The following is a 21,936-nucleotide window of genomic DNA, read 5'->3' as shown; positions in this document are numbered from 1 at the left end:
AGGGCACGCCTCACGCGAACGCCTCCACCCGTACGCCCGCGCCCTCCAGGGATTGCCGCACCCGGTGGGCGAGGGCGGCGGCGCCGGGCGTGTCGCCGTGCAGACACAGCGAACGCGCGCGTACGTCGACGCTCTCGCCGGTCGCGGCGACGACCGCCCCGGTCCTGGCCAGGGTGAGCGACCGCGCGACGACCGCGCCGGGGTCGGTCACGACCGCGCCGCTCTCGCCGCGCGGGACGAGGGTGCCGCGCGCGGTGTAGGCGCGGTCCGCGAACGCCTCGGTGACAACGGGCAGTCCGGCCTTGCCCGCGTGGACGAGGAGCCGGGAGCCGGGCAGCCCGAGCACCGGGAGGGCGCCGCCCGCCAGGCCCACGCCCTCGACGACGGCCGCCGCCTGCTCCTCGTCGTGGACGACGCGGTTGTAGAGCGCGCCGTGCGGCTTGACGTAGGCGACACGGCTGCCCGCGGCGCGCGCGAAGACCTCCAACGCGCCTATCTGGTAGGCGACCTCGGCCGCGAGCTCGTCCGGCGGCACGTCCATGGCACGCCGTCCGAACCCGGCCAGATCGCGGTACGAGACCTGGGCGCCGATCCGCACCCCGCGCTCGGCCGCCATCGCGCACACGCGCCGCATGGTGGCCGCGTCGCCGGCGTGGAAGCCGCAGGCCACATTGGCGCTGGTGACGACTGACAGCAACTGTTCGTCGTCGGTCAGCCGCCAGCGGCCGAAGCCCTCGCCCAGGTCGGCGTTGAGGTCGATGACCGGGGTCACTTGAGCTCCTGTCCACGGGTCTCGGGCAGTCCGAACAGGGCCACCACGGCCAGCGCGTAGCCGATCGCGCCGAGGGCCAGCGCGCCGCCCACGCCCCAGCTGTCGGAGAGGTAGCCCACGAAGGTGGGCAGGAAGGCGCCGACGGCCCGGCCGCTGTTGTACGTGAATCCCTGGCCCGTCCCGCGTACCGCCGTCGGATAGAGCTCGCTCAGGAACGAGCCGAACCCGCTGAAGATCGCGGACATGCAGAAGCCCAGCGGGAAGCCGAGGACGAGCAGCAGGGTGTTCGCGCCGGACGGGATGTGCGTGTACACCAGGATGCAGAGCGCGGACAGCACGGCGAAGAGCTGGATGTTCCGCTTGCGGCCGAGCCGGTCGCTGAGCACGCCGCCGGTGAGGTAGCCGAGGAAGGCGCCGGAGATCAGGAACGTCAGATAGCCGCCGGTGCCGACGACGGTGAGCCCGCGGTCGGTCTTGAGATAGGTGGGCACCCAGGTGGCGAGCGTGTAGTAGCCGCCCTGGACGCCGGTGGAGAGCAGCGTCGCGAAGAAGGTGGCGCGCAGCAGGTCCTTCTTGAAGATCGCGGCGAACGAGCCGCGCCCGGAGCCGGCCGCGCGCCGCTGCTCGGCGGCCTCCGGGGCGTCGCTCACATGGCGCCGGATGTAGATCACCAGGAGGGCGGGCAGCGCGCCCGTCCAGAACATCACGCGCCAGGCGGTGTCCGCGTCCACGTAGTGGAAGACCAGCGTGTAGACGATCACGGCCAGCGCCCAGCCCGCCGCCCAGGCGCTCTGCACGGCGCCGAGGGTGCGGCCGCGCTCCTTGGCCGAGGCGTACTCGGCGACCAGGATCGCGCCGACCGCCCACTCGCCGCCGAAGCCGAAGCCCTGCAGGGCGCGGCAGACCATCAGCGTCTCGTACGTGGGCGCGAAGCCGCAGGCCACCGTGAACACCGCGTACGTGATCACCGTGATCATCAGGGCCTTCACCCGGCCGATGCGGTCGGCCAGGATCCCGGCGAGCGCGCCGCCGACCGCCGAGACCACCAGGGTCACCGTGGTGAGCAGGCCGGTCTGGCCGTGGTCGAGGCCGAAGTACGCGCCGATCGCGACCATGCTCAGCGGCAGCGTGAAGTAGTCGTAGGAGTCGAGGGCGTAGCCGCCGAACGCGCCGCCGAAGGCGCGGCGGCCGCGCGGACCGAGGGCCCGCAGCCACCCGAACGGGCCGCCGCCGCCGGGGAGTTCGCCCTGTTCCGGCTGTGCCTGGGTCGTGCTCATCTGCACCTCGCAGGGGGAGGGCGTGCGTGTGGGGGTGTGGCCGTACGGTGCCGCCCAAGCTAGAGGATCGTTGAACAATCCGACAAGAGTCGTGTCGGCTCGTCCTGCGATCCGCACCCGCGTCCTACGATGGGAGCCGTGCGTCGCCGGGAGCCCGGCGGGGGAGTGAGGATGCCGTGGGGACGACGGAGTCCGAGGTCGGCGGGCTGGCTGAGGACCGTCCGCTGCTCGGCCGCACCAGTACGGCCGAGCGGGTCGCGGACATCCTGCGCGGCCGCGTCGCCGAGGGCTACTTCCGGCCGGGGGAGCGCCTCGCGGAGGACGCCATCGGCAAGGCGCTCGGGGTCTCGCGCAACACCCTGCGCGAGGCGTTCCGGCTGCTGACCCACGAGCGGCTGCTGGTCCACGAGCTCAACCGCGGGGTGTTCGTACGGATCCTGGCGGTCGAGGACGTCGAGGACATCTACCGGACCAGACGCCTGGTCGAGTGCGCCGTCGTCCAGGGCCTCGGCGGGCCCCCGTACGCCCTTGAGACCCTGGACGCGGCCGTCGCGGACGGGGAGCGGGCGGCCCGGCGCCACGACTGGAAGGGCGTCGCCACCGCCAACATCCACTTCCACCGGGAGCTCGTGGGCCTCGCGGGCAGCGCGCGCACGGACGAGCTGATGCGCGGCGTCCTGGCCGAACTGCGGCTCGCCTTCCATGTGGTGGACGACCCGAAACGGCTCCATCAGCCCTATCTCATACGGAATCGGGAGATTCTGGAAGCTCTGCGGGCGGGCGAGCGGAACGGGGCGGTCCGGCTGCTCGCCGACTATCTCGACGACTCCCGCAGTCAGTTGGTGGAGGCGTACGCGGGGCTCGTGGCGGCCGGGGACTAGACGCGGCCCGGGCGGTCGCGGCGGTGGTATCTGCGCCGTTTCGACCGTTGTCAGTGCGAGGACCTAATCTGTGCAGCGTGACTTCGCCTGCCTCGACGGAACCCGTTCCGCCCCAGCTCAGCGCGGGGCCGCGCCCGGCACCGGGCCCGGCCGCCGACGAGGGGCTGGCGCGCAGGCTGCGCGCGCTCGCCTGCACCGCCCCGCTGCACGACCTGGACGTGCGCAAGGCGAACCTGGCGGGTGAGTACTCGGTCTACGCGATGGCGGAGGTCGCCCTCGCCTCGATCGACCTCGTCACGCTGAACATGGACTTCGACACGGGCGCCGACCACGAGCAGATAGTGGCCAGGCTGATCCCTCGGGTCGCCGCGCAGGCGCCCGGCCGCCCGGCCGCCGAGCACGAGCGGGTGGCCCGCTGGGTCCTGGAGAACCTGATCAACGTCGGCAGCGTGGACCGCGGCTTCCGCGCGGTGTACGGGACGTTCGGCCCGGACGGCGTCTATGTCCGCCGGGACTACGACTTCAAGCTGATCGAAGAGGTCCCGGGGTACGGCGGCAGCGTCTATCTGCGCACGACGGACGAGGCCGTGAACGTGCTGGTGGGCGCGCTCGACACGGACGTCACCAGCGCGCAGATCGCCGCCGAGGTGAAGCTGGAGGTGCTGATCAGCCGGGGCCGGCTGGCCGACGCCCAGCTCGCCGCCGAGCAGGCGCGCTACCGGACCGTGCAGTACGCGGAGACCCTGCGCCGCACCCTGGAGGCGACCCGGCGCAACGTGCGCGCGGTCGACTGGCTGAACGCGGTCCCGGACATGATCGCGGAGGCGCTCGACCACGTGGCCGACCGCTACCGGCACGAGAACGCGATCCTGACCAACATCCGCAAGGCCCGGGACGAGGCGGAGGAGCCCGAGAACAAGCGGCGGGCCGCCGAGCTCGTCGACATCGTCAAGGACTGCATCCGCCGCCACACGCAGTTGCAGTCGCGCCTCCTGGAGGCCGGGCCGCTGTTCCGCGCCGAGCAGGACCGCCAGGCGTTCGCGCGCCCGGCGACCCGCACCGGCCTCGACCTGTACGGGCAGCTGGTCGCGCCGCTGCTGCCGCTGCCGGTCGAGGACGCGACGCGGGTGACGGACGCGTTCTTCGCGCGCGGGACGGGGCTGCGCACGCCCGTCTCGGTGCGGGTGGGCGACCTCGTCGACATACTGCTCACGCCTCCGATAGAGCGGGAGCACCTCGGCGCGGAGATGCCCGAGCCCGATCTGATCGCCACGCCCGACGACAGCCGCTTCAGTGAGGAGCAGCTGGCCGCGGCGATGGAGCTGCTCGACCTGGAGCACGACGCGCCGCGCCGGCTGTCCGGCCTGCTCGCCGAGGCGCGCGGGCTGGACCCGGAGCTGCCGTACCTGGTCGCGCTGCTCGCGGTGCACGCGGCGAGCCCGCCGGTCGGTACGGCGTACCGGCAGGGCGAGGAGCGCCTGCTGTTCGCCGTCGACGACGGGACGGAGCTGGACGACCCGGAGTTCGGCGGGGCGGATCTGATCGTGGGAACGGCCCGGCTGGACGCGGCGGGGATGGCGGCGGCCCGGGAGGCGGCGTGATTCCCCCACCCCGCCCCTTCCCTGAACCCTCCGGGGGTGGCTTCGCCCCCTGGACCCCGTCGTCTGCGGGTTGTCGGTGGCTGGTCGCGCAGTTCCCCGCGCCCCTTAAGGGCTCGGCTTCGCCGTCGCGATCGCCCGCACCCCCCTAGGGGCGCGGGGAACTGCGCGAGCAACCCACCACCACCCCCAGACGAACACCGGACGAAATCAGCACGGTCCGCAGACGAACCCAGGGGGTCCGGGGCATAGCCCCCGGCAGCCCGCCCCAACCCCCCACCCGGCCGCCCGCCCAGGGCTTCAGGGAAGGGGCGGGGTGGGGGAATGAACCCGCCGGCCCCCCACCCGCACCACGCAACGAACACCCCCCAAGGAGACCCCCGTGACCGACCACCACCCCGAGCGTGAGCCCGACGCCGGCGACGGTGGCGTCGACGTGCCCCGGGACGGGGGTGAGCGGCGCATCACCCCCGCCGACGCCGCCGACGCCGCCCGCCTCGTCGCCTTCGGGCTCCAGCCCAAACTGCTCCCCGCCCGCGACGCGGAGTACGCGGAACTGCTCCGCCGCCACCGCGAGGACCCCGCGTTCGCCAGGCTCGCGGACGCCGTCGCCGCGGGCCTCGGACTCGTCGTCCTGGAGGTCTCGCCCCGCGCCGGCATGGCCGTGACCGCCGCCGAGGACTCCGTCTTCGCCGTCCGCATGGGCGACTACGCCCGCCGCGCCGCCACCGACTCCGCCGACCGCTTCCTGCACGGCCTCGCGCACCTCGCGGTCGCCGCGATGGCCTTCCCCCGCCCCGAGGACCTGGCCGACGACGGCTACATCGGGCGGATCACGGTCAACGGCGTCGACGCGTTCGTCCGCCAGGCCTGCCGCCGCCTGGAGGAGCGCGCCGCCGAGCAGGGCGAGAACACCGACCCGGAGACCGGCGCCCCCGGCCTGGAGGCCGCCTGGCGGATCTACGCCCGGCGCAGCTCGACCGGCGCCACCAAGGACGCCCGCCGCCTCGCCGGATCCACCACCGGCATCGTGGCCAAGGCCGTCGCGTTCCTCACCGAGTCCGGGTTCCTCCAGCGGACCGGCGACGACGCGGGCGGCGCGTACCGCACCACCGCCCGCTACCAGCTCCAGGTCCGCGACATGGCGGGCAGCGCCGCCCTCGCCGAGCTCCTGGAGCTCGGTGTCGTCGCGGTCAGCGACGGCAGCGCGACCCTGCTGCCGCCCCCCGACGGCGACGACCTCGACTTGGCCGCCGACGCCGGCCTCCCGTTCCACGCCTGACCACCCCCCATACCTGCCCGCCCCATCTACGAGAGTCCGCCATGTACGAGCTGTCCCGGGTCCGCCTCTACTCCATCGGCCCCGCCGGTGCGCGTTACGCCGACACCGTGCTGGACCTGCGCGGCGTGGGTGCGCCCGTGCCCCACCCGGCGCCCACCCAGGCGGAGTTCTTCGAGGACGAGCCGGTCGGCCCGCCGCGCCGCCCCGCCCCCGCAGGCGTGCTCTTCCTGGAGAACGGCGGCGGCAAGTCCGTCCTGCTCAAGCTGATCTTCTCGGTGATGCTGCCGGGCCACCGCAACACCCTGGGCGGCGCCAGCTCCGGCGTGCTGCGCAAGTTCCTGCTCGCCGACGACTGCGGCCACGTCGCCCTGGAGTGGCAGCACACCCTCACCGGCGAGCTGGTCGTGGTCGGCAAGGTGAGCGAGTGGCGCGGGCGGCAGGTCTCCAACGACCCGAGGAAGTTCGCCGAGGCCTGGTACTCGTTCCGGCCCGGCCCGGGGCTGAGCCTGGACTCGCTGCCGGTCGCCGAGTCCAGCGCGATGCGCCCGGCCGCCGAGGGCGCGTCCGGCGCCCAGGGCAGGCGCCGCACCATGAAGGGCTTCCGCGACGCGGTCACCGAGGCGGGCAAGGCGTATCCGCACCTCGACGTGGTCTGGGAGGAGATCCACGACCGCTGGAACGAGCACCTGGGCGACCTGGGCCTTGACCCCGAACTCTTCCGCTACCAGCGCGAGATGAACGCGGACGAGGGCGAGGCCGCCGGTCTCTTCGCGGTCAAGAAGGACTCCGACTTCACCGACCTGCTGCTGCGCGCCGTCACCGACACCCGGGACACCGACGGCCTCGCGGACCTGGTCAGCGGCTTCGGCAACAAGCTGGGCCGGCGCGCCGAGCTGACCGCCGAGCGCGACTTCACCGCGGGTTCGGTGGACCTGCTCAACCGGATCGTCGAGGCCGCCGAGGCCCGCTCCCGCGCGCGCGACATCCACGCCGGGGCCGAGCGCCGTACCCGTACGCTGGCGCGCAGGCTCTCCGCGCGCGCGGGCCAGGAGCGCGGGCGCGCCACCGACCTCGCGGGCCGGGTCACCGCTGCCGCGCACACCGTCACCGAGGCCGAGCAGGCGCGCGGCCGCAGCGCCCTGATCGCCTCCGAACTCGCCTACCGGCACGCCTCGCTGGCGCTCGCCGTCGCCGAGAAGGCCGCCACCGCCCAGCGCCGCGAGCTGGCCGACGCCCGTACGCTGCACTCCGCCTGGCAGGCCGCCGAGGCGGTGCTGCGGCACAAGGCCGCCGCCGACCGCTCCGCGCGCGTGGCCGCGGCCATCCGCGAGGCTGAGCGGGACGCCGCGCCCGCGCTCGCCGCCCGCGCCACCGCGGCCGCCGATCTCGTACGGGCGCTGCACACGGCCGCCGAGGACGGCGAGCGGGTCGCCGCCGAGGAGGAGGAGCGCTCCGCCGCGCTCCAGGAGGCGAGCGAGGCGGCCCACCGTGACGCCACGGCCGCCGCCACCGAGGCGCAGCGCGCCCGCAGCGAGGCCGGGCATCTGCGCCAGCGCCTCGCCGAGGTCGAGCAGGAGACCGCCGAGGCGGTCCGGGCGGGCTGGCTGGACGACAGCGCGCCGGACGCCGACCCGGCCAGGGCCGCGCTCGCCGCCAGCGACGCCGAGAAGACGGCGGTCGCCGCCTGGGACACGGCCCGCGAGAGCGCCCGCGCCACCGCCGACCGCGCCCGCGAGGCCGCCGCCGAGCAGGCCCGCGCGGAACTTGCCGCGGCCCGCGCCCAGGACGCGGCCGAGGCCGCCGGGAACGCGTACGACGCGGAGCGCCGCGCCGCCGAGTCGATCGCCTCCGACGAGCGCCTCGCGGAGCTCCTGGGCCTCCCGTCCGCCCCCGCGGCCGGGGTCCCGCTGCCGCGCAAGGCGATGTACGCGGCGGAGGCCGTCCACCACGCGGTGCACGGCACCCCCGCCGCCTTCGGGGCGGACCGTGCGGACACCCCGCTGACCGTCGAGGAGCTGGACCGCCAGGCCGACGAGCTGCGGCAGCTCCTGGACCAGGGCATCGCATCCGCCGAGCGGCAGCTGTTCGAGCTGCGGACCGCCGCCGCCGACGACGCCCGCATCCTCGGCGCCCTCGGTGACGGCGGACTGCTGCCCCCGGGCCCCGACGTCCTCGCCACCGTCGAGTACCTGGGCGAGCACGGCATCCCGGCCCTGCCCGGCTGGCGCTACCTCGCCCAGGCCGTCGACCCGGCCGACCACGCCTCGGTGCTCGCGGCCCGGCCCGAGCTGGTCGACGGTGTGGTGATCACCGACCCCGCCTCGCACGTCCGGGCCCGCGAGGCGCTGGCCGGCGCGGCGCTGCTGCCCCGGTCCGCGGTGGCCGTCGGCACCGCAGCCGCGCTGCTCGCGCCGGTGCCCCGGCAGGGCGCGGAAGGCGCGGGCGAGACGGACGTCTTCCTCGTCCCGCCGAACCCGGCCATGCACGACGAGCACGCCGCCGACGAGGAGCGGCAGGCGCTGCGCACCCGCGCCGCCGCCCGCGACGAGGAGATCCGCGCCCTCGCCGCCCGCCTCGCGGGCGACCGGGGGCTCGCCGCACGGCTCGGCTCCTGGCGCGCCGACTGCCCGCCCGGGATGCTCGACGAGCTCGCCACGGCCGCGCGGGACGCGCGCGCCGCCGCCAAGGCCGCCGCGGAGGCGCTGGCCGAGGCCCGTACGGAGCGGGCGGAGGCCGACGAGGCCGCCGCCGAGGCGGCCCGGGTCCGCGACGAGCGCCAGGAGGCCGCCCAGCGCGCCCGCCGCGCCGCCGACGCGCTGGCCGGGCTCGCCTTCCGGCTGCGCGAGCGCGCGGGCTGGCAGAGCACCCTGCGTGAACTCGTCGACGAAGCCGCCGAGTCCGAGGCCCGCGCCCAGTCCCTCCTGGAGCGCGCCCGGGCCGCCGACGAGGACCGCCGGGGCGCCCAGCGCGCCGCCGACGACGCCCACCGCACCGCCCGCGCGCTGCGCGCCGAGCGCGCCGAGATCGCTGGCGCGCCGGAGAACCTGCCGGAGCCGGACGGCGCCGCCCCCAAGGCCGCGCTGCCCGCCCTGCGCGAGGCCTACCGGGCCGCCTCCCAGCTGTACGAGAAGGTCGGCGTCGGCGCCGATCTGCGCGCCGAGCAGGCGCGCGCGGAGAGCGACGAGAGCGCCGCGCTCGCCGAGCTGGACCGGCTCACCAACAAGGTCCGCACCCGCGCCGCCCAGCTCCTGGAGGGCACCGACGGAGCCGACGGCCCGTCCCGGCAGGCCGCCGCGGCCCGCGCCGAATCCCTCGTACAGCTCCTGGAGACCAGGGCGTCGGCGGCGAGCGAGCAGCTCGGGCGGCTGCGCGGCGAGGCCGAGCGGCTGGCCCCCGAGGACGGCGAGGCGCACACCGAGCTGCCCCCGGAGCAGGTGCCCGGCGACGCCGAGCAGGCGCAGGCCCTGCTGCGCACCGCGACGGCCGAACTGGCCGCCCGCACCGCCGAGTTGGAGACCTCGCGGGCCGCCCACGCCGAGCTCCTCCAGGCCCACCGGGCCGCCGAGGACGCGGCCGGGGGCTTCGACGAGACGGCCGCGCTCCTGCGCGACCTGCTCCGCGACCACCAGCAGGAGGAGGACGAGCAGCAGCCCGAGTCGTTCCCCGGCGATCTGGCCGAGGCCCGGCAGTCGGCCGCCGAGGCCCGGCGTTCGCTGCGCGGCTGCGCGGGCGACCTGTCGAGTGCCGAGGCCGCTGTCCGGGAGGCCTCGGACGTCCTGGTCCGGCACGCCAACGCGACCCGGTACGAGCAGGTGCGCACCCCCGCCCGCCAGCAGATCCGGGAGCTGCCCGCCGCCGCGCTGCCCGAGCACGCGGCGTCCTGGGCGGCGGCGTTCGCGCCCCGGCTGCGGGTCCTCACCGACGAGCTGGAGCAGTTGGAGCGCAACCGCGACTCGATCGTGGACCGGCTGCGCGGGCTCGTCGAGTCGGCGCTGACCACGCTGCGTTCGGCCCAGCGGCTCTCGCAGCTGCCGGAGGGGCTGGGCGAGTGGTCGGGGCAGGAGTTCCTGCGGATCCGCTTCGAGGAGCCCGACCAGGCCACGCTAACCGAGCGCCTGGGCGAGGTCATCGACGAGGCGACGCGCGCGGCCCTGAAGAAGAACTCCGACCTGCGCCGGGACGGAATGTCCCTGCTGCTGCGGGGAGTTCAGGCCGCCCTCGAACCGCGCGGCATCGCCGTGGAGATCCTCAAGCCCGACGCGGTGCTGCGCGCCGAGCGCGTTCCGGTCGGGCAGATGGGCGATGTGTTCTCCGGCGGGCAGCTGCTCACCGCCGCGATCGCGCTGTACTGCACGATGGCCGCGCTGCGCAGCAACGACCGGGGCCGCGACAAGCACCGCCACGCGGGCACGCTGTTCCTGGACAACCCGATCGGCCGGGCCAACGCCACGTATCTGCTGGAGCTCCAGCGGGCCGTGTCGGACGCGCTCGGCGTCCAGCTCCTGTACACGACGGGCCTGTTCGACACGACGGCGCTCGCGGAGTTCCCGCTGGTCGTCCGGTTGCGCAATGACGCGGACCTGCGGGCGGGGCTGAAGTACATCAGCGTCGAGGAGCACCTGCGGCCGGGCCTGCCGAAGGACCCGGACGGGTCGGTGCACGGGGAGATCACTGCGACGCGGATGTTCAAGAAGCCGTAACGGTCCGCTGGGATGCGTGGGCCGTTTGCTGCGGGCCCGCTGTGGCTGGTCGCGCAGTTCCCCGCGCCCCCAAGGGCGCGGGGAACGCATCGGAACCCTGATCAGACGCGCGCGTCCGCCTTCATCATGTCCGCGCACTTCTCGCCGATCATCATCGTCGTGATGCACGGGTTGACGGTGACCAGCTCCGGCATCACCGAGCCGTCGGCGACGCGCAGCCCGCGGATGCCCTTGACCCGCAGCCGGGCGTCGAGCGGGGCCATCGCGTCGTCGTCGGCGCCCATCTTCACCGTGCACGCCGGGTGGTAGACCGTGTTGTGCGTGGTGCGGATGTACTCGAACAGCTCGTCGTCGGTACGGACGTCGGGCCCGGGCGCCAGCTCCGCGCCCGCCCAGTCCGCGAGCGCGGGCTGCGCGGCGATCTCCCGGGCGAGCCGCAGCCCGTACGTCATCACCCGTACGTCGTGCTCATGAGTGAAGTAGCGCGGGTCGACCATCGGCTTGTCGCGGTAGTCGCGGGTGCGCAGCCGGACCGTGCCGCGCGACTTGGCGTGGGTGACGTTGGGCGTCAGACAGAACGCGTTCTCGCTGGTCGGGTAGCCGTGCCGGGCGGTGTTCATGTCGAACGGCACCGAGCCGTAGTGGAACATCAGGTCCGGCCGGTCCAGGCCCGGCTCGGTGTCCGCGAAGATCCCGATCTCCCACCACTGGTTGGAGCGGGTCGGCATCGGCCGCTTGGCGTCCCACATGATGACGCCCTCGGGGTGGTCCTGCAGGTTCTCGCCGACGCCGGGGGAGTGCACCAGCGTCTCCACCCCCACCTCGCGCAGATGGTCGGCGGGACCGATCCCGGAGAGCATCAGCAGCTTGGGCGTGTCGATCGAGCCGCAGCTGACGACGACCTCGCGCCGCGCGGAGACGGTACGGGTGTGGACCAGATCCGGGTCCAGGTACTCGACGCCGGTGCAGCGCTTGTCCTCGCCGATCACCAGCCGCTTGGCGCGGATCCCGGTCCGTACGGTCAGATTGGGCCGCTTGCCGATGATCGGGTGCAGATACGCGACCGAGGACGACTGGCGGATGTTGTTCTCGTCCGAGTTGATCTGGAACCAGTTGGCGCCTCTGATCACCGTACGGCCGGTGTTGAAGGGCGTGGTGGGGATGCCGTTCTGGGCGCACGCGTCGAGCAGCGCGCTGCCGCAGGGGTCCTCGCCCTTGATGGTGCGCAGCTTCACCGGGCCGCTGCGGCCGTGGTGGTCGCCGGGCGCGTCGTTGTTCTCCAGGCGCTTGTACAGCGGGAACACGTCCTCGGCGCCCCAGCCCGTACAGCCCTCGGCCGCCCAGCCGTCCAGGTCCTCGGCCGGCGCCCAGAAGGCTATGCAGGAGTTGTGCGAGGAGCAGCCGCCGAGCACCTTGGCGCGCGCGTGGCGCATCATGCTGTTGCCGCGCTCCTGCGGCTCGACCGGGTAGTCCCAGTCGTAGCCCGAGTCGAGCAGCGCCATCCAGCGCTCCAGGCGCAGCACGTTGTCGTCGCCGACGTCCGAGGGGCCCGCTTCCAGGACGCACACGGTCACCGAGGGGTCCTCGCTGAGCCGGGCCGCGACAACGTTGCCCGCGGTGCCGCCGCCGACGACGACGTAGTCGAACTCGTCCGGGTGCGTACCGGTGTTGGCCTCGTTCATGATTCCTTCGCTCCTTGCTTCAGCCGGTGGCGGCGGCGGTGGTGCCGGGGGTGGTGGTGGGGTCGGTGTCCTGCTTCTCGGCGGCGTGGTCCGCGAGGACGCCGGTGCGGTGGCGCTGGACGAACCAGTAGTAGGCGAAGCCGCCCACGGTGACGGCGCCGACGAACAGCACACCGCCCCAGCGCAGGTACCAGTGGTACGGGGCCGCCGCGTTGTAGACGGCGGCGCGCGGCCACAGCAGGTTGACGGTCATGCCCAGGCCCCACAGCACCGCGATGATGTTCACGGGGAGGCCGAAGCGGCCGAGCGAGAAGCGCCCGGGCGCGGGCTGCCAGGTGCCGCGCAGCCTGCGGACCAGCATGGGCATCGTGACCAGCAGATACGCCACGTAGATCATGATGATCGCGATGCTGGTGACGACCGAGAAGATCTGCGGCTGCTTGATGTTGACCAGCAGGATGCCGATGGCGACGAGCCCGCAGACCACGGCGGGCGCGATCGGGGTCTGGAAGCGCGGGCTGATCCTGGCGAGCCGGCTGCCCGCGGGCAGGTTGTTGTCCCGGGCCATGGCGAACATCAGCCGGATGCCCGCGGTGTGCACGGCGAGCTCGCAGACCACGACCGCGATCACCACGCACCACAGCAGCGCTTGGCCCATGGTGTCGCCGAGCGTGCTCAGGACCACGTACTGGAGTCCGTCCACGGAGAGTTCGGGCGCGCTCAGGTCCGGCGTGGCGAGCAGCGCGCACAGCAGGATGAGGCCGCCGATGACGAACGAGGCGATCAGGGCCCGCAGGATCGCGCGCGGCGCGTTGCGGCTCGGGTCGACCGCCTCCTCGCCGAGCGAGGACGCGGTGTCGAAGCCGTACATGACGTACGCGGAGGCGAGCGAGGCGGTGAGGAACGCGCCGAAGTAGCCCAGGTTCTGGCCGGCGCCGATGCCGTGGGTCTCCACGATGGCGCTGGGGCCGCGGGTGATGTGCGCGGCCAGCAGGATCACCAGGATCACGGCGGCGACCAGCTCGATGAAGACGCCGGCCGTGTTGATCCGGGCCATCAGCTTGACGCCGAACGCGTTGACCAGGGTGGTGAAGAGGATCAGGCCGCAGGCGAGCACGACGGCGTTGGCGGCCGCGTCGTACTTCCCGCTGCCGTCGCCCACGAACTGGAACCACGAGGAGATCTGGGGGAGCGTCAGCTGGAGCGCCAGGGCGACGGCGGCCAGCGAGACCATGCTCGCCAGCGTCATCATCCAGCCGGCCAGCCAGCCGACGTGCGGACCGCCCAGGTTCTTGGCCCAGTTGTAGACCGATCCGGCGACCGGGTAGCGGGCGGCCAGCTCGCAGAAGCAGAGCGCGACCATCAGCTGGCCGACGAAGACCAGGGGCCACGACCACCAGTAGGCCGGGCCGCCGAGGCTGACGCCGAAGTAGAACATCTGGAACGTGCCGGTCAGGATCGAGATGTAGCTGATCCCGGCGGCGAAGGTGTGGAAGTTGCCGAGGGTGCGCTTGAGCCCCGGCTTGTACCCGAGTTCGGCGAGCGCGGCGTCATCGGCGTCGGCGCCCGCCCGGGCTGGGGAGGGAGAGGGGGGCGGGGGTGTGGTGGCGGTCATCGGGGATCACTCCTCGTACAGGATCGCGCAGAGGGGAGGGCAGGGACGGGCGTGCGGCGGGGCCGCGCCGAAGCGGCGGCCGTTGCTCGGAACGGCGCCGCGGGCAGCGGTCGTTCAGTCGAACCAGCGCTGCGGGCGCGGCTCGGTGTTGCGCCAGATGTGCTTGGTCTCCTGGTACTCGGCGAGCCCGGCGAGCCCGAGCTCGCGGCCCGTTCCCGACTGCTTCATGCCGCCCCACTCGGCCTGCGGGACGTACGGGTGGAAGTCGTTGATCCACACCGTGCCCGCGCGCAGCCCGGCGGCGACCCGGCGCGCGCGTGCCTCGTCGCGGGTCCAGACCGCTCCGGCCAGGCCGTAGATGGTGTCGTTGGCGAGCGCGAGGGCCTCGTCCTCGTCGCGGAACCGCTCGACGGTCAGCACCGGCCCGAACGACTCGTCCCGGACCACGGACATCGCGGCCGTGCACTCGTCCAGAACCGTCGGCAGGTAGTAGTTGCCGAACGCGAGCGCCGGGTCGTCCGGGCGGGCGCCGCCGCAGCGCAGCACCGCGCCCTCGGCGAGCCCGGCCGCGACATACGCCTCGACCTTGGCGAGGTGGGCCGCCGAGATCAGCGGGCCGGTGCGGGCCTGCTCGTCGAAGGGCCCGCCGAGCCTGATCAGCTGGGCGCGGCGCACCACTTCGTCGACGAAGCGGTCGTGCAGCGAGTCCTCCACCAGCAGGCGCGCGCCCGCCGAGCAGACCTGGCCGGAGTGCAGGAACACGGCGGTCAGGGCGTAGTCGACGGCCGTCTCGAAGTCGGCGTCGGCGAAGACGATGTTGGGGTTCTTGCCGCCGAGTTCGAGCGCGGTGCGCTTGACGGTGGCCGCCGCCGACGCCATCACACGCCGCCCGGTGGCCAGACCGCCGGTGAACGACACCAGGTCCACGCGCTCGTCCTCGGTCAGCGGCGCCCCCACGGCGGGGCCGGTGCCGAGGACCAGGTTGGCGACGCCGTCCGGCAGCCCGGCCTCGGTGAGCAGCCGCATCAGCATGATCGCGGTGTGCGGGGTCAGCTCACTGGGCTTGAGGACGAAGGTGTTGCCCGCGCCGATGGCGGGCGCGACCTTCCACGCGGTCTGGAGCAGCGGATAGTTCCACGGCGTGATCAGCGCGCAGACGCCGACCGGCTCGGTGACGGTACGGCTGTCCGTCACCGGGTTCCCGGTGTCCACGACCCGGCCGGGCTCCTGGGCCGCGACGAGGTGGCCGAAGTGGCGGAAGCAGTTGGCGATGTCCGCCATGTCGTACTCGGACTCGACCAGCCGCTTGCCGGTGTCCAGGGACTCGGCGCGGGCCAGCGCGGCCGCGTCACGCTCGATGAGGTCGGCGACGCGCAGCAGCAGCGCGGCCCGCTGGGCGACGGGGGTCCCGGGCCAGGGGCCCCGGTCGAAGGCCTCGCGGGCGGCAGCCACCGCTGCCGCCGCGTCCTTGGGTCCCGCCTCGTCGACCACGGCGACCAGCGAGCCGTCCGCAGGGCAGCGGATCTCGCGGGTCTCCCCGTCGACGGCGGCGCTCCATCGGCCGCCGATGAACAGTTCAGGCATGACGCTCCTTGACTTCCGTCAGTTCCCTCAGCTCCTCGGTCACCAGAGTTGAGTCGGGGCAGCCGTGATCACATCGGCGCCCCGGGGCGCCGCTACCCAGGTATTCACACTTCAGACATGTGAGGCTTCAGACATGTGAGAACCCACTCATGGAAGGCGCGGATGTGGTGTTCGCTGGGAACCAGCACGCCGCCGCGCCGGTACGCGCGCGAATCCATGGCGGGCTGGGTGCGCTCGCACGCCGCGAAGTCCTGCACGTTGACGCGGTGGAACAGCTCCACCGAACGCGACACATCGGCGCCGGACGCCACGACCTCCGGTGCGTACAGCCAGTCGCACTCGACGACCGTGCGGTCCACGGCCAGCGGGAACATCCGGTGGACGATCACGTGGTCGGGCACCAGGTTCACGAACACCTGCGGTTTCACGGTGATCGCGTAGTAGCGGCGGTCCTGTCCGTCCGCCAGCCCCGCGAGGCGCCCGAACCCCGCGCTGCCGTCCACGGTGAACCCCTGCGCGCCCCGCGCGAACTCGGCGCCGTGCCCCACGTAGTACTGCGCGGCGAACCCCTTGGCGAACTCCGGCAGCACATGGGTGAGTTCGGGGTGGATGGTCGCGCAGTGGTAGCACTCCATGAAGTTCTCGACGATCAGCTTCCAGTTGGCGCGCACGTCGTACGAGATCCGGCGGCCCAGGGCCAGTTCCGCGGCCCGGTAGCGCTCCACCGCCGCCGGGTCGCCGAGCCGCTCGGTGGCCGCGCCGACCACCGTGTCCTCGAACGACGGCGGCTCCTCCGCCAGGCACACCCACACATAGCCGAGCCATTCGCGCAGCGCGACCCGCAGCAGCCCGCGCTCCTCGCGGTCCACGTCCGGCATCCGCGCCAGGTTCGGCGCGGCGACGAGTCTGCCCTCCAGGTCGTACGTCCAGGCGTGGTACGGGCACTGGAGGGTGCGCCGGACCGTGCCGCTCTCCTCGGCGCACACCCGGGCGCCCCGGTGCCGGCAGACGTTGAGGAACGCCCGCGGCGCGCCCTCGCGGGTCCGCACCACCAGCACGTTCTCGCGGCCCACCTGGACCGTGCGGAAGGCGCCGGGCCGGTCGAGGTCGGCGGCGCGCACCGCGCAGAACCACAGTGTTTCGAAGATCCGCTCCTGCTCGTGGGCGAAGACCGCCGGGTCGCAGTAGAACCGGCCGGGCAGGGTCTCCAGCAGGCTCGGGGTGCGCTCGGCGGCCCCGGCGGTCATCGCGCGCCGCCACGGGCGCTCGCGGGGGCCGTGGTGTCCGCGTCCGCCTCTGCTTTCGCCTCCGCCTCCGCTTTCGTGGCGAATCTGAGCGGGTCGAACAGCTCGATGGGATGGGCTGTCGTGCCGTCGAGGGCCAGGTCGGCGAGGATCTCGCCGACCACCGGCACGAACTTGAAGCCGTGCCCCGAGAAACCGCAGGCCACAGTGGTGGTCCCGGGGTGCGCCGGGTGCCGCGCGATCACGAAGTGCTCGTCCGGAGTGGTCGAGTACATGCAGGTCACGGCCCGCAGGAAGGTTCCGGGCAGGGTGGGGGTCACCCGGCGCATGGCCGCCGCCATCTCCTCGGCCTCGGCCGGGGCCACCGTACGGTCGACGGTGGCGGGCGTGCAGGGGGCGCCGTTCTTGCGGAAGAACGCGACCTTGACGCCGCCCGAGGGCCCGTCGATGGCCGGGAACCCGTACACCTGGACCCCGTCCGCCTTCTCCCACACGAAGACGGGCTGGCGCTCCGGCAGGAACGGTTCGGTGCCGCCCTCGGGCGCGAACCAGTACATGACCTGCCGCTCGATACGTATCGGCACACCGAGGTCCGCGAGCAGCTCCGGGGCCCAGGCACCAGGACAGATCACCAGCCGGCCCGCCGTATAGCTGTTCTCGGGCGTGTGGACGCGGACCCCGCGCCCGCCCGGCAGCTCCTCCCAGCGGGTCGCCGGCTCCTCGAAGTGGAGGTCGGCGCCCGCCTTGGTGGCGAGCTGGAGGTGGGCCGCGACCGTGGCCTCCGGGCGCAGCAGCCCGGCCCGCGCCTCGTGGAGCGCCACCTCGTCGTCGTGCGGGTTCATCGTCGGGAAGCGGCGGCGGATCTCGCGGGCGTCCAGCATCTCGTGCGGCAGGTCCCACTGCCGGGCCGAGCGCACCGCGCCCGCGACCGTACGGCAGTCGGGGCGGCCGACCATCATCCCGCCGCACAGCAGCGCGATCTCGCGCCCCGAGTCCCGCTCGATCCGGTCGTAGAGCTCGTACGCCCGCAGCAGCAGCGGCACGTACGCCGGGTCCTCGAAGTAGGACTGGCGGGTGATCCGCGAGCCGCCGTGGCTGGAGCCGTGCGCGTGCACCGGGCCGAACCGCTCCAGGCCGAGGACGCGCGCGCCGCGCGCGGCCAGATGCCAGGCGGCGGCCGAGCCCATGCCGCCGAGACCGAGGACGATCACGTCGTACGTCGGAGCCATGCTTCCTCCCGGAGGGGTCGGTGCCCGGCCGGGCCCGCCTCGTGACGCCGTGCGGCGCAGGCGCCGGTCAACGCAGCAGGTGGGCCATCCGCGGGTCGAACAGCGGCTCTTCGGCGACGGTCGCGGGGACCTTCTCGCCGAAGTACTCGACATGGACCGCGGTGCCCGGCGCCAGCACGGGCAGCCAGGCGTACGCGACGCACCGGCCGATCGTGTAGCCGTACGCGGCACTGGTGACGTGACCGGCGGGCACACCGTCGACAAGGACCGGCTCACTGCCGAGGACCACCGCCGAGCGGGAGTCCAGGGTCAGACAGGTGAGCCTGCGGGTCACGGCCGCGGGATCGCCGAGGGCATCGCGGCCCATGAACTCGCCCTTGCCGGGCCGGACCGCGAAGCCGAGCCCCGCCTCGTACGGGGTGTGCTCGGCCGTCATGTCACGGCCCCAGGCGCGGTAGCCCTTCTCCAGGCGCAGCGACTCGAAGGCGCTGCGGCCCGCCGCGACCACGTCGAGCCGCTGCCCGGCCTCCCAGAGGGTGTCCCACAGCCGCAGCCCGAGATCCGCGCTCGTGTACAGCTCCCAGCCCAGCTCGCCGACGTAGCTCAGCCGCAGCGCGGTGACCGGGACGTTCCCGACGACTGTCTCCTTCGCCCGGAAGTAGCCGAACGCGGTGTGCGAGAAGTCGTCGCGGGTCAGCGGCTGGACGAGCGCGCGGGCGAGCGGGCCCCAGACGCCGACGCAGCAGGTGCCGGAGGTGATGTCCCGGACGGTCACGGAGTCCGGCGCGTGCGCGAGCAGCCAGTCCAGGTCGGCGGGGGAGTTGGCGCCCACCTGGAAGCGGTCCGGGGCCAGGCGCGCCACGGTCAGATCGGACCGGATCCCGCCCGCCCCGTCGAGCAGCAGGGTGTACGTCACCGAACCCGGCTTCTTCTCCAGCTGGTTGGTGGTCATCCGCTGGAGGAACGCGAGGGCGCCGCGCCCGGTCACCTCCAGGCGCCGCAGCGGGGTCATGTCGTACAGCGCGACCCGCTCGCGCGTCGCCTTCGCCTCCGCCGCCGCGATCGGCGACCAGTACCGCGCCGACCAGGCGTCCCGCACGGGGATGTGCAGCCCGTCCACCAAGGGCGCGTTCGCCTCGTACCACTGCGGGCGCTCCCAGCCGCCACCCTCCAGGAAGTACGCCCCGAGCTCGCGCTGGCGTACGTGGAAGGGGCTGGTCCGCAGCGGGCGCGGGCGCTCCATCGGCTGGAGCGGGTGCACGACGTCGTACACCTCGACGAAGCTCTGGGCCGACCGCTCCTCTATGTACAGGGGCGTGAGCTGCACGTTCTCGAAGCGCCGGACGTCGCAGGCGTGCACGTCGAGCGAGGGGCGGCCGTCCGTCATCCACTCGGCGACCGCCCTGGCCGCCCCCGCCGAGTGCGTCACCCACACCGCCTCCGCCAGCCAGAACCCGCGCAGCTCCCGGGACTCGCCGAGCAGCGGCATACCGTCGGGCGTGAAGGAGAAGACGCCGTTGAAGCCGTGCGCGACCGAGCTGTGCGCGAGCTCGGGCAGCAGCTCCGTGGCGTCCGCCCAGCTCGGCGCGAAGTCCTCCGGGGTGAAGGCGAGCGAGGAGGGCATCACGGGCGCGTCGTCGTACGCCGGGACCGCGAACGGGTCCACCGGCAGCGGCCGGTGCGCGTACGAGCCGATGCCGAGGCGTGCCCCGTCCGCGTCGGTGTGCGCCCGGACGTACAGGTCGCGGTCCTGGTGGCGCAGGATCGGCAGGGCGGCCGCCGCCCGTGCGGTGAGCCCGGCCAGCGGGGCGGTCGTCGCGTACTGGTGGGCGAGCGGCAGCAGCGGCACGCTCACCCCGGCCATCCGTCCGATCACCGGGCCCCAGAACCCGGCCGCCGAGACCACCGCGTCGGCCGGGAAGCGGCCCCGGTCGGTGACGACGGCGGTGACGCGGCCGTCCTGCCGCTCGATGTCCGTGACCGTGTGCCGCGCCAGGAAGCGGGCGCCCCGGCCCTGGGCGCGGGCCTGCAGTGCCCGGGAGGCGAGCACCGCGTCGGCGAGCCCGTCGTCGGGGGTGTGGAAGCCGCCGAGGACCTTCTCCCCGTCGAGCGGCGGCCACAGCGCCCTGCACCGGTGTGCGCTGAGCAACTCGCCCCGTACGCCCCAGGCGGCCGCGAGGCCCACCTTGCGGTGCAGATCGGCCCAGCGCTCCGGGGTGGTGGCCACCTCAAGGCCGCCGACGGCCCGGAAACAGGGCTCACCGTCCACGCTCAGCCCTCGCAGCGTGTCCACCGTGTACGCCGCGAACGCCGTCATCGTCCTGGAGGCATTGGTCTGGAAGACCAGACCGGGCGCGTGCGAGCTGGATCCGCCCGGCGCGGGCAGCGGCCCCTGCTCCACCACGGTGACGTGCGACCAGCCGCGCGCGGTGAGCTCGTCGGCGAGCGCACAGCCCACGATTCCGGCGCCGATGACGACGACGCGCGCGTGGGCGGGGTCGGGTGCGGGGGCGGTGCGGATCTCGTGAGACACGGCCTCACCCTCCTGTTGCGCAGAGCACTCCCGGTTGCGCGATGTGAGACATGGTGGGGACGGCCCAGGAGAGCGTCAAGAGGGTCGGACCGGACGTCGGCCGAGAGCGTCCCGGCCATGAATTCACCTGGCCGGAAAGGGATGTGACGTGACATCAGCGCTCGTGTTGCCCGGGATGCCCCATGCGGCGCGAGAGGTCCTGGGCAGCCTCCAGGACGTGCTCGGCGACCTCCGGGAGTGACTCCCTCGGCATCCGGTACGCAGGGCCCGAGACGCCGATCGCGCCGATCACCGCGCCGTCGTGGCCGCGCACCACCGCCCCCAGGGCGTTCAGCCCGTCCTCCAGCTCCTCTGCCGTCTGCGCGTACCCCCGCTCGACCACTCCCGCCAACTCGGCGCGGAGCACGGCCGGATCCGTGAGGGTGTGCGCGGTGAAGCGCGCCAGCCCCTGGCCCAGCAGTGCCTCGCGGCGCTCCTCGGGGAGGTGGGCGAGCAGCGCCTTGCCGCTCGCGGTCGCGTGCAGCGGGGTACGCCGGCCCAGCCAGTTGAACGCCGTGACGGCCGCCGCCCCGCGCGCCTGCATGATGTTGACGGCAGCGTCGCCGTCGAGCACGGCGACGTTGGCGGTCTCGCCCGTGCGGTCCGCGAGCGCGCGGCAGACCGGCACGCCCTCCTGCGAGACGTCGAGCCGCACTGCCGCGGCACCGGCCAGCCGCAGCATCCCGGCGCCCAGGAAGTACTTCCCCCGCTCCTTCTCCTGGCCGACCAGGCCCCGGTTCTCCAGCGCCCCGAGCAGCCGGAACGCGGTCGACTTGTGCACCCCCAACTCATCGGCGATCTCGGTGACTCCGGCCTCGCCGAGCCGGGCCAGCGCCTCAAGGACGCTGACCGCGCGGTCGACCGACCGCAGTGCCCCGGCGCCGCCCCGTCGTCTGCCCACGGCCGCGTCCGGCTCCTGCACCTCACCCACCGGCACTCCCTCGGGCCGCTATGCCCGGGAGAGGCTGCCCGTCTCGCCCGTGCCTATTCGGCCGGTCCCCGACCGCTCGGGCGACCGGGCCGCGCGCCGCACCCGGCGCCGCTCCCGGCGCAGTTGGCGCGCCGTGCTGCTCGGCACCGACACCACGCCGTTGCGCTGGTTCCACACCTGGCGTGTGACCCACACGTCCAGGACCGCCCAGGTCGCCACCACCGTGCTCGCCACGCTGCTGAGCACCATCGGGAAGGCCAGCCAGGAGCCCGCCACCGTGCACAGGAACGCGATCACCGCCTGGATCAGCGTGAACGCCACGATCAGCACCGAGCGCACTGCCGCGTCCCTGATCGGGTCGGGCAGCCGCGGCCGAATGGCGGGCTCCTCCACCCACAGCGGCGGCAGTTCACCCCCGCCGCGTCCGCCTGCGCCGTGCCCGCTGTCGTCATGCCTGCCGTCCGCGTGCGTGCCCTCGGCCGCCACTCGGTTCGCACTCATGCCTTCAGTGCCCATGGATATTCACTCCCCACCACCGGCGCATCGATGCCTGCCGATGCGCACGGGTC

Annotated in this window: 14 protein-coding genes; 4 read left to right on the top strand and 10 right to left on the bottom strand. The window is 73.8% G+C overall.

Going from position 1 to position 21,936, the window contains the following annotated elements; all coding sequences use genetic code 11:
* Positions 1 to 10: 10 nt before the first annotated feature.
* Complete coding sequence (locus BX283_RS10185; protein ID WP_101387308.1) at positions 11 to 772, bottom strand: LamB/YcsF family protein; 762 nt, start codon at positions 770 to 772, stop codon at positions 11 to 13.
* A complete protein-coding gene (locus BX283_RS10180; RefSeq protein WP_101387307.1) occupies positions 769 to 2,049 on the bottom strand; it encodes an MFS transporter in 1,281 nt (426 codons plus the stop codon). Before BX283_RS10180 ends, BX283_RS10185 begins: the two co-directional genes overlap by 4 nt.
* Before the next feature lie 176 nt (positions 2,050 to 2,225).
* Here BX283_RS10180 and BX283_RS10175 point away from each other — a divergent pair, with 176 nt between their 5' ends.
* From BX283_RS10175 to BX283_RS10160, 4 genes are all read left to right on the top strand, one after another.
* Positions 2,226 to 2,930, top strand: a complete 705-nt coding sequence (locus tag BX283_RS10175; RefSeq protein WP_101387306.1) for a GntR family transcriptional regulator — start codon at positions 2,226 to 2,228, stop codon at positions 2,928 to 2,930.
* A gap of 77 nt (positions 2,931 to 3,007) precedes the next feature.
* Positions 3,008 to 4,531, top strand: coding sequence for a hypothetical protein (locus BX283_RS10170; protein ID WP_101387305.1), 1,524 nt, complete (start codon positions 3,008 to 3,010; stop codon positions 4,529 to 4,531).
* Between the two features lie 433 nt (positions 4,532 to 4,964).
* Positions 4,965 to 5,810 (top strand): hypothetical protein, encoded by an 846-nt coding sequence (locus BX283_RS10165; RefSeq protein WP_257584278.1) that lies wholly within the window; start codon positions 4,965 to 4,967, stop codon positions 5,808 to 5,810.
* 41 nt (positions 5,811 to 5,851) lie between these two features.
* Positions 5,852 to 10,510 (top strand): hypothetical protein, encoded by a 4,659-nt coding sequence (locus BX283_RS10160; protein ID WP_101387303.1) that lies wholly within the window; start codon positions 5,852 to 5,854, stop codon positions 10,508 to 10,510.
* Positions 10,511 to 10,611: 101 nt separating this feature from the next.
* On the opposite strand, the gene BX283_RS10155 is transcribed toward BX283_RS10160, so the two are convergent.
* From BX283_RS10155 to BX283_RS10120, 8 genes are all read right to left on the bottom strand, one after another.
* Positions 10,612 to 12,192, bottom strand: a complete 1,581-nt coding sequence (locus tag BX283_RS10155) for a GMC family oxidoreductase (protein ID WP_101387302.1) — start codon at positions 12,190 to 12,192, stop codon at positions 10,612 to 10,614.
* A 19-nt stretch (positions 12,193 to 12,211) separates the two neighbouring features.
* Positions 12,212 to 13,807 carry an APC family permease gene (locus BX283_RS10150; RefSeq protein WP_101387301.1) on the bottom strand — a complete coding sequence of 532 codons (1,596 nt, stop codon included), beginning with the start codon at positions 13,805 to 13,807 and terminating at the stop codon, positions 12,212 to 12,214.
* 114 nt (positions 13,808 to 13,921) lie between these two features.
* Positions 13,922 to 15,391, bottom strand: coding sequence for an aldehyde dehydrogenase family protein (locus BX283_RS10145; protein ID WP_101387300.1), 1,470 nt, complete (start codon positions 15,389 to 15,391; stop codon positions 13,922 to 13,924).
* Between the two features lie 104 nt (positions 15,392 to 15,495).
* Positions 15,496 to 16,638 (bottom strand): aromatic ring-hydroxylating dioxygenase subunit alpha, encoded by a 1,143-nt coding sequence (locus tag BX283_RS10140; protein WP_101387299.1) that lies wholly within the window; start codon positions 16,636 to 16,638, stop codon positions 15,496 to 15,498.
* The gene (gene solA, locus BX283_RS10135) at positions 16,635 to 17,864 is read right to left on the bottom strand and encodes an N-methyl-L-tryptophan oxidase (protein ID WP_101387298.1); all 1,230 of its coding nucleotides are present in this window, start codon (positions 17,862 to 17,864) and stop codon (positions 16,635 to 16,637) included. Before solA ends, BX283_RS10140 begins: the two co-directional genes overlap by 4 nt.
* Before the next feature lie 67 nt (positions 17,865 to 17,931).
* The gene (locus tag BX283_RS10130) at positions 17,932 to 20,397 is read right to left on the bottom strand and encodes an FAD-dependent oxidoreductase (protein WP_257582417.1); all 2,466 of its coding nucleotides are present in this window, start codon (positions 20,395 to 20,397) and stop codon (positions 17,932 to 17,934) included.
* A gap of 154 nt (positions 20,398 to 20,551) precedes the next feature.
* Entirely contained in the window at positions 20,552 to 21,367 is an 816-nt protein-coding gene (locus BX283_RS10125; protein WP_257582416.1) for an IclR family transcriptional regulator, read from the bottom strand.
* Positions 21,368 to 21,385: 18 nt separating this feature from the next.
* Positions 21,386 to 21,868 (bottom strand): hypothetical protein, encoded by a 483-nt coding sequence (locus BX283_RS10120; RefSeq protein ID WP_257582415.1) that lies wholly within the window; start codon positions 21,866 to 21,868, stop codon positions 21,386 to 21,388.
* Positions 21,869 to 21,936: the final 68 nt, after the last annotated feature.

It is taken from the genome of Streptomyces sp. TLI_146 (assembly GCF_002846415.1).
In the GTDB taxonomy this organism is placed as follows: Bacteria; Actinomycetota; Actinomycetes; order Streptomycetales; family Streptomycetaceae; genus Streptomyces.
Note: the sequence above shows the minus strand (reverse complement) of the source record. Positions and strands in the feature narration are given on the sequence as shown.

What these genes read in the sequence shown, in the direction of transcription:
- BX283_RS10180 (WP_101387307.1), bottom strand. Translation starts at nt 2,049, where the DNA reads ATGAGCACGACCCAGGCACAGCCGGAACAGGGCGAACTCCCCGGCGGC.
- BX283_RS10145 (WP_101387300.1), bottom strand. Translation starts at nt 15,391, where the DNA reads ATGCCTGAACTGTTCATCGGCGGCCGATGGAGCGCCGCCGTCGACGGG.
- solA (WP_101387298.1), bottom strand. Translation starts at nt 17,864, where the DNA reads ATGGCTCCGACGTACGACGTGATCGTCCTCGGTCTCGGCGGCATGGGC.
- BX283_RS10150 (WP_101387301.1), bottom strand. Translation starts at nt 13,807, where the DNA reads ATGACCGCCACCACACCCCCGCCCCCCTCTCCCTCCCCAGCCCGGGCG.
- BX283_RS10120 (WP_257582415.1), bottom strand. Translation starts at nt 21,868, where the DNA reads ATGAGTGCGAACCGAGTGGCGGCCGAGGGCACGCACGCGGACGGCAGG.
- BX283_RS10140 (WP_101387299.1), bottom strand. Translation starts at nt 16,638, where the DNA reads ATGACCGCCGGGGCCGCCGAGCGCACCCCGAGCCTGCTGGAGACCCTG.
- BX283_RS10155 (WP_101387302.1), bottom strand. Translation starts at nt 12,192, where the DNA reads ATGAACGAGGCCAACACCGGTACGCACCCGGACGAGTTCGACTACGTC.
- BX283_RS10160 (WP_101387303.1), top strand. Translation starts at nt 5,852, where the DNA reads ATGTACGAGCTGTCCCGGGTCCGCCTCTACTCCATCGGCCCCGCCGGT.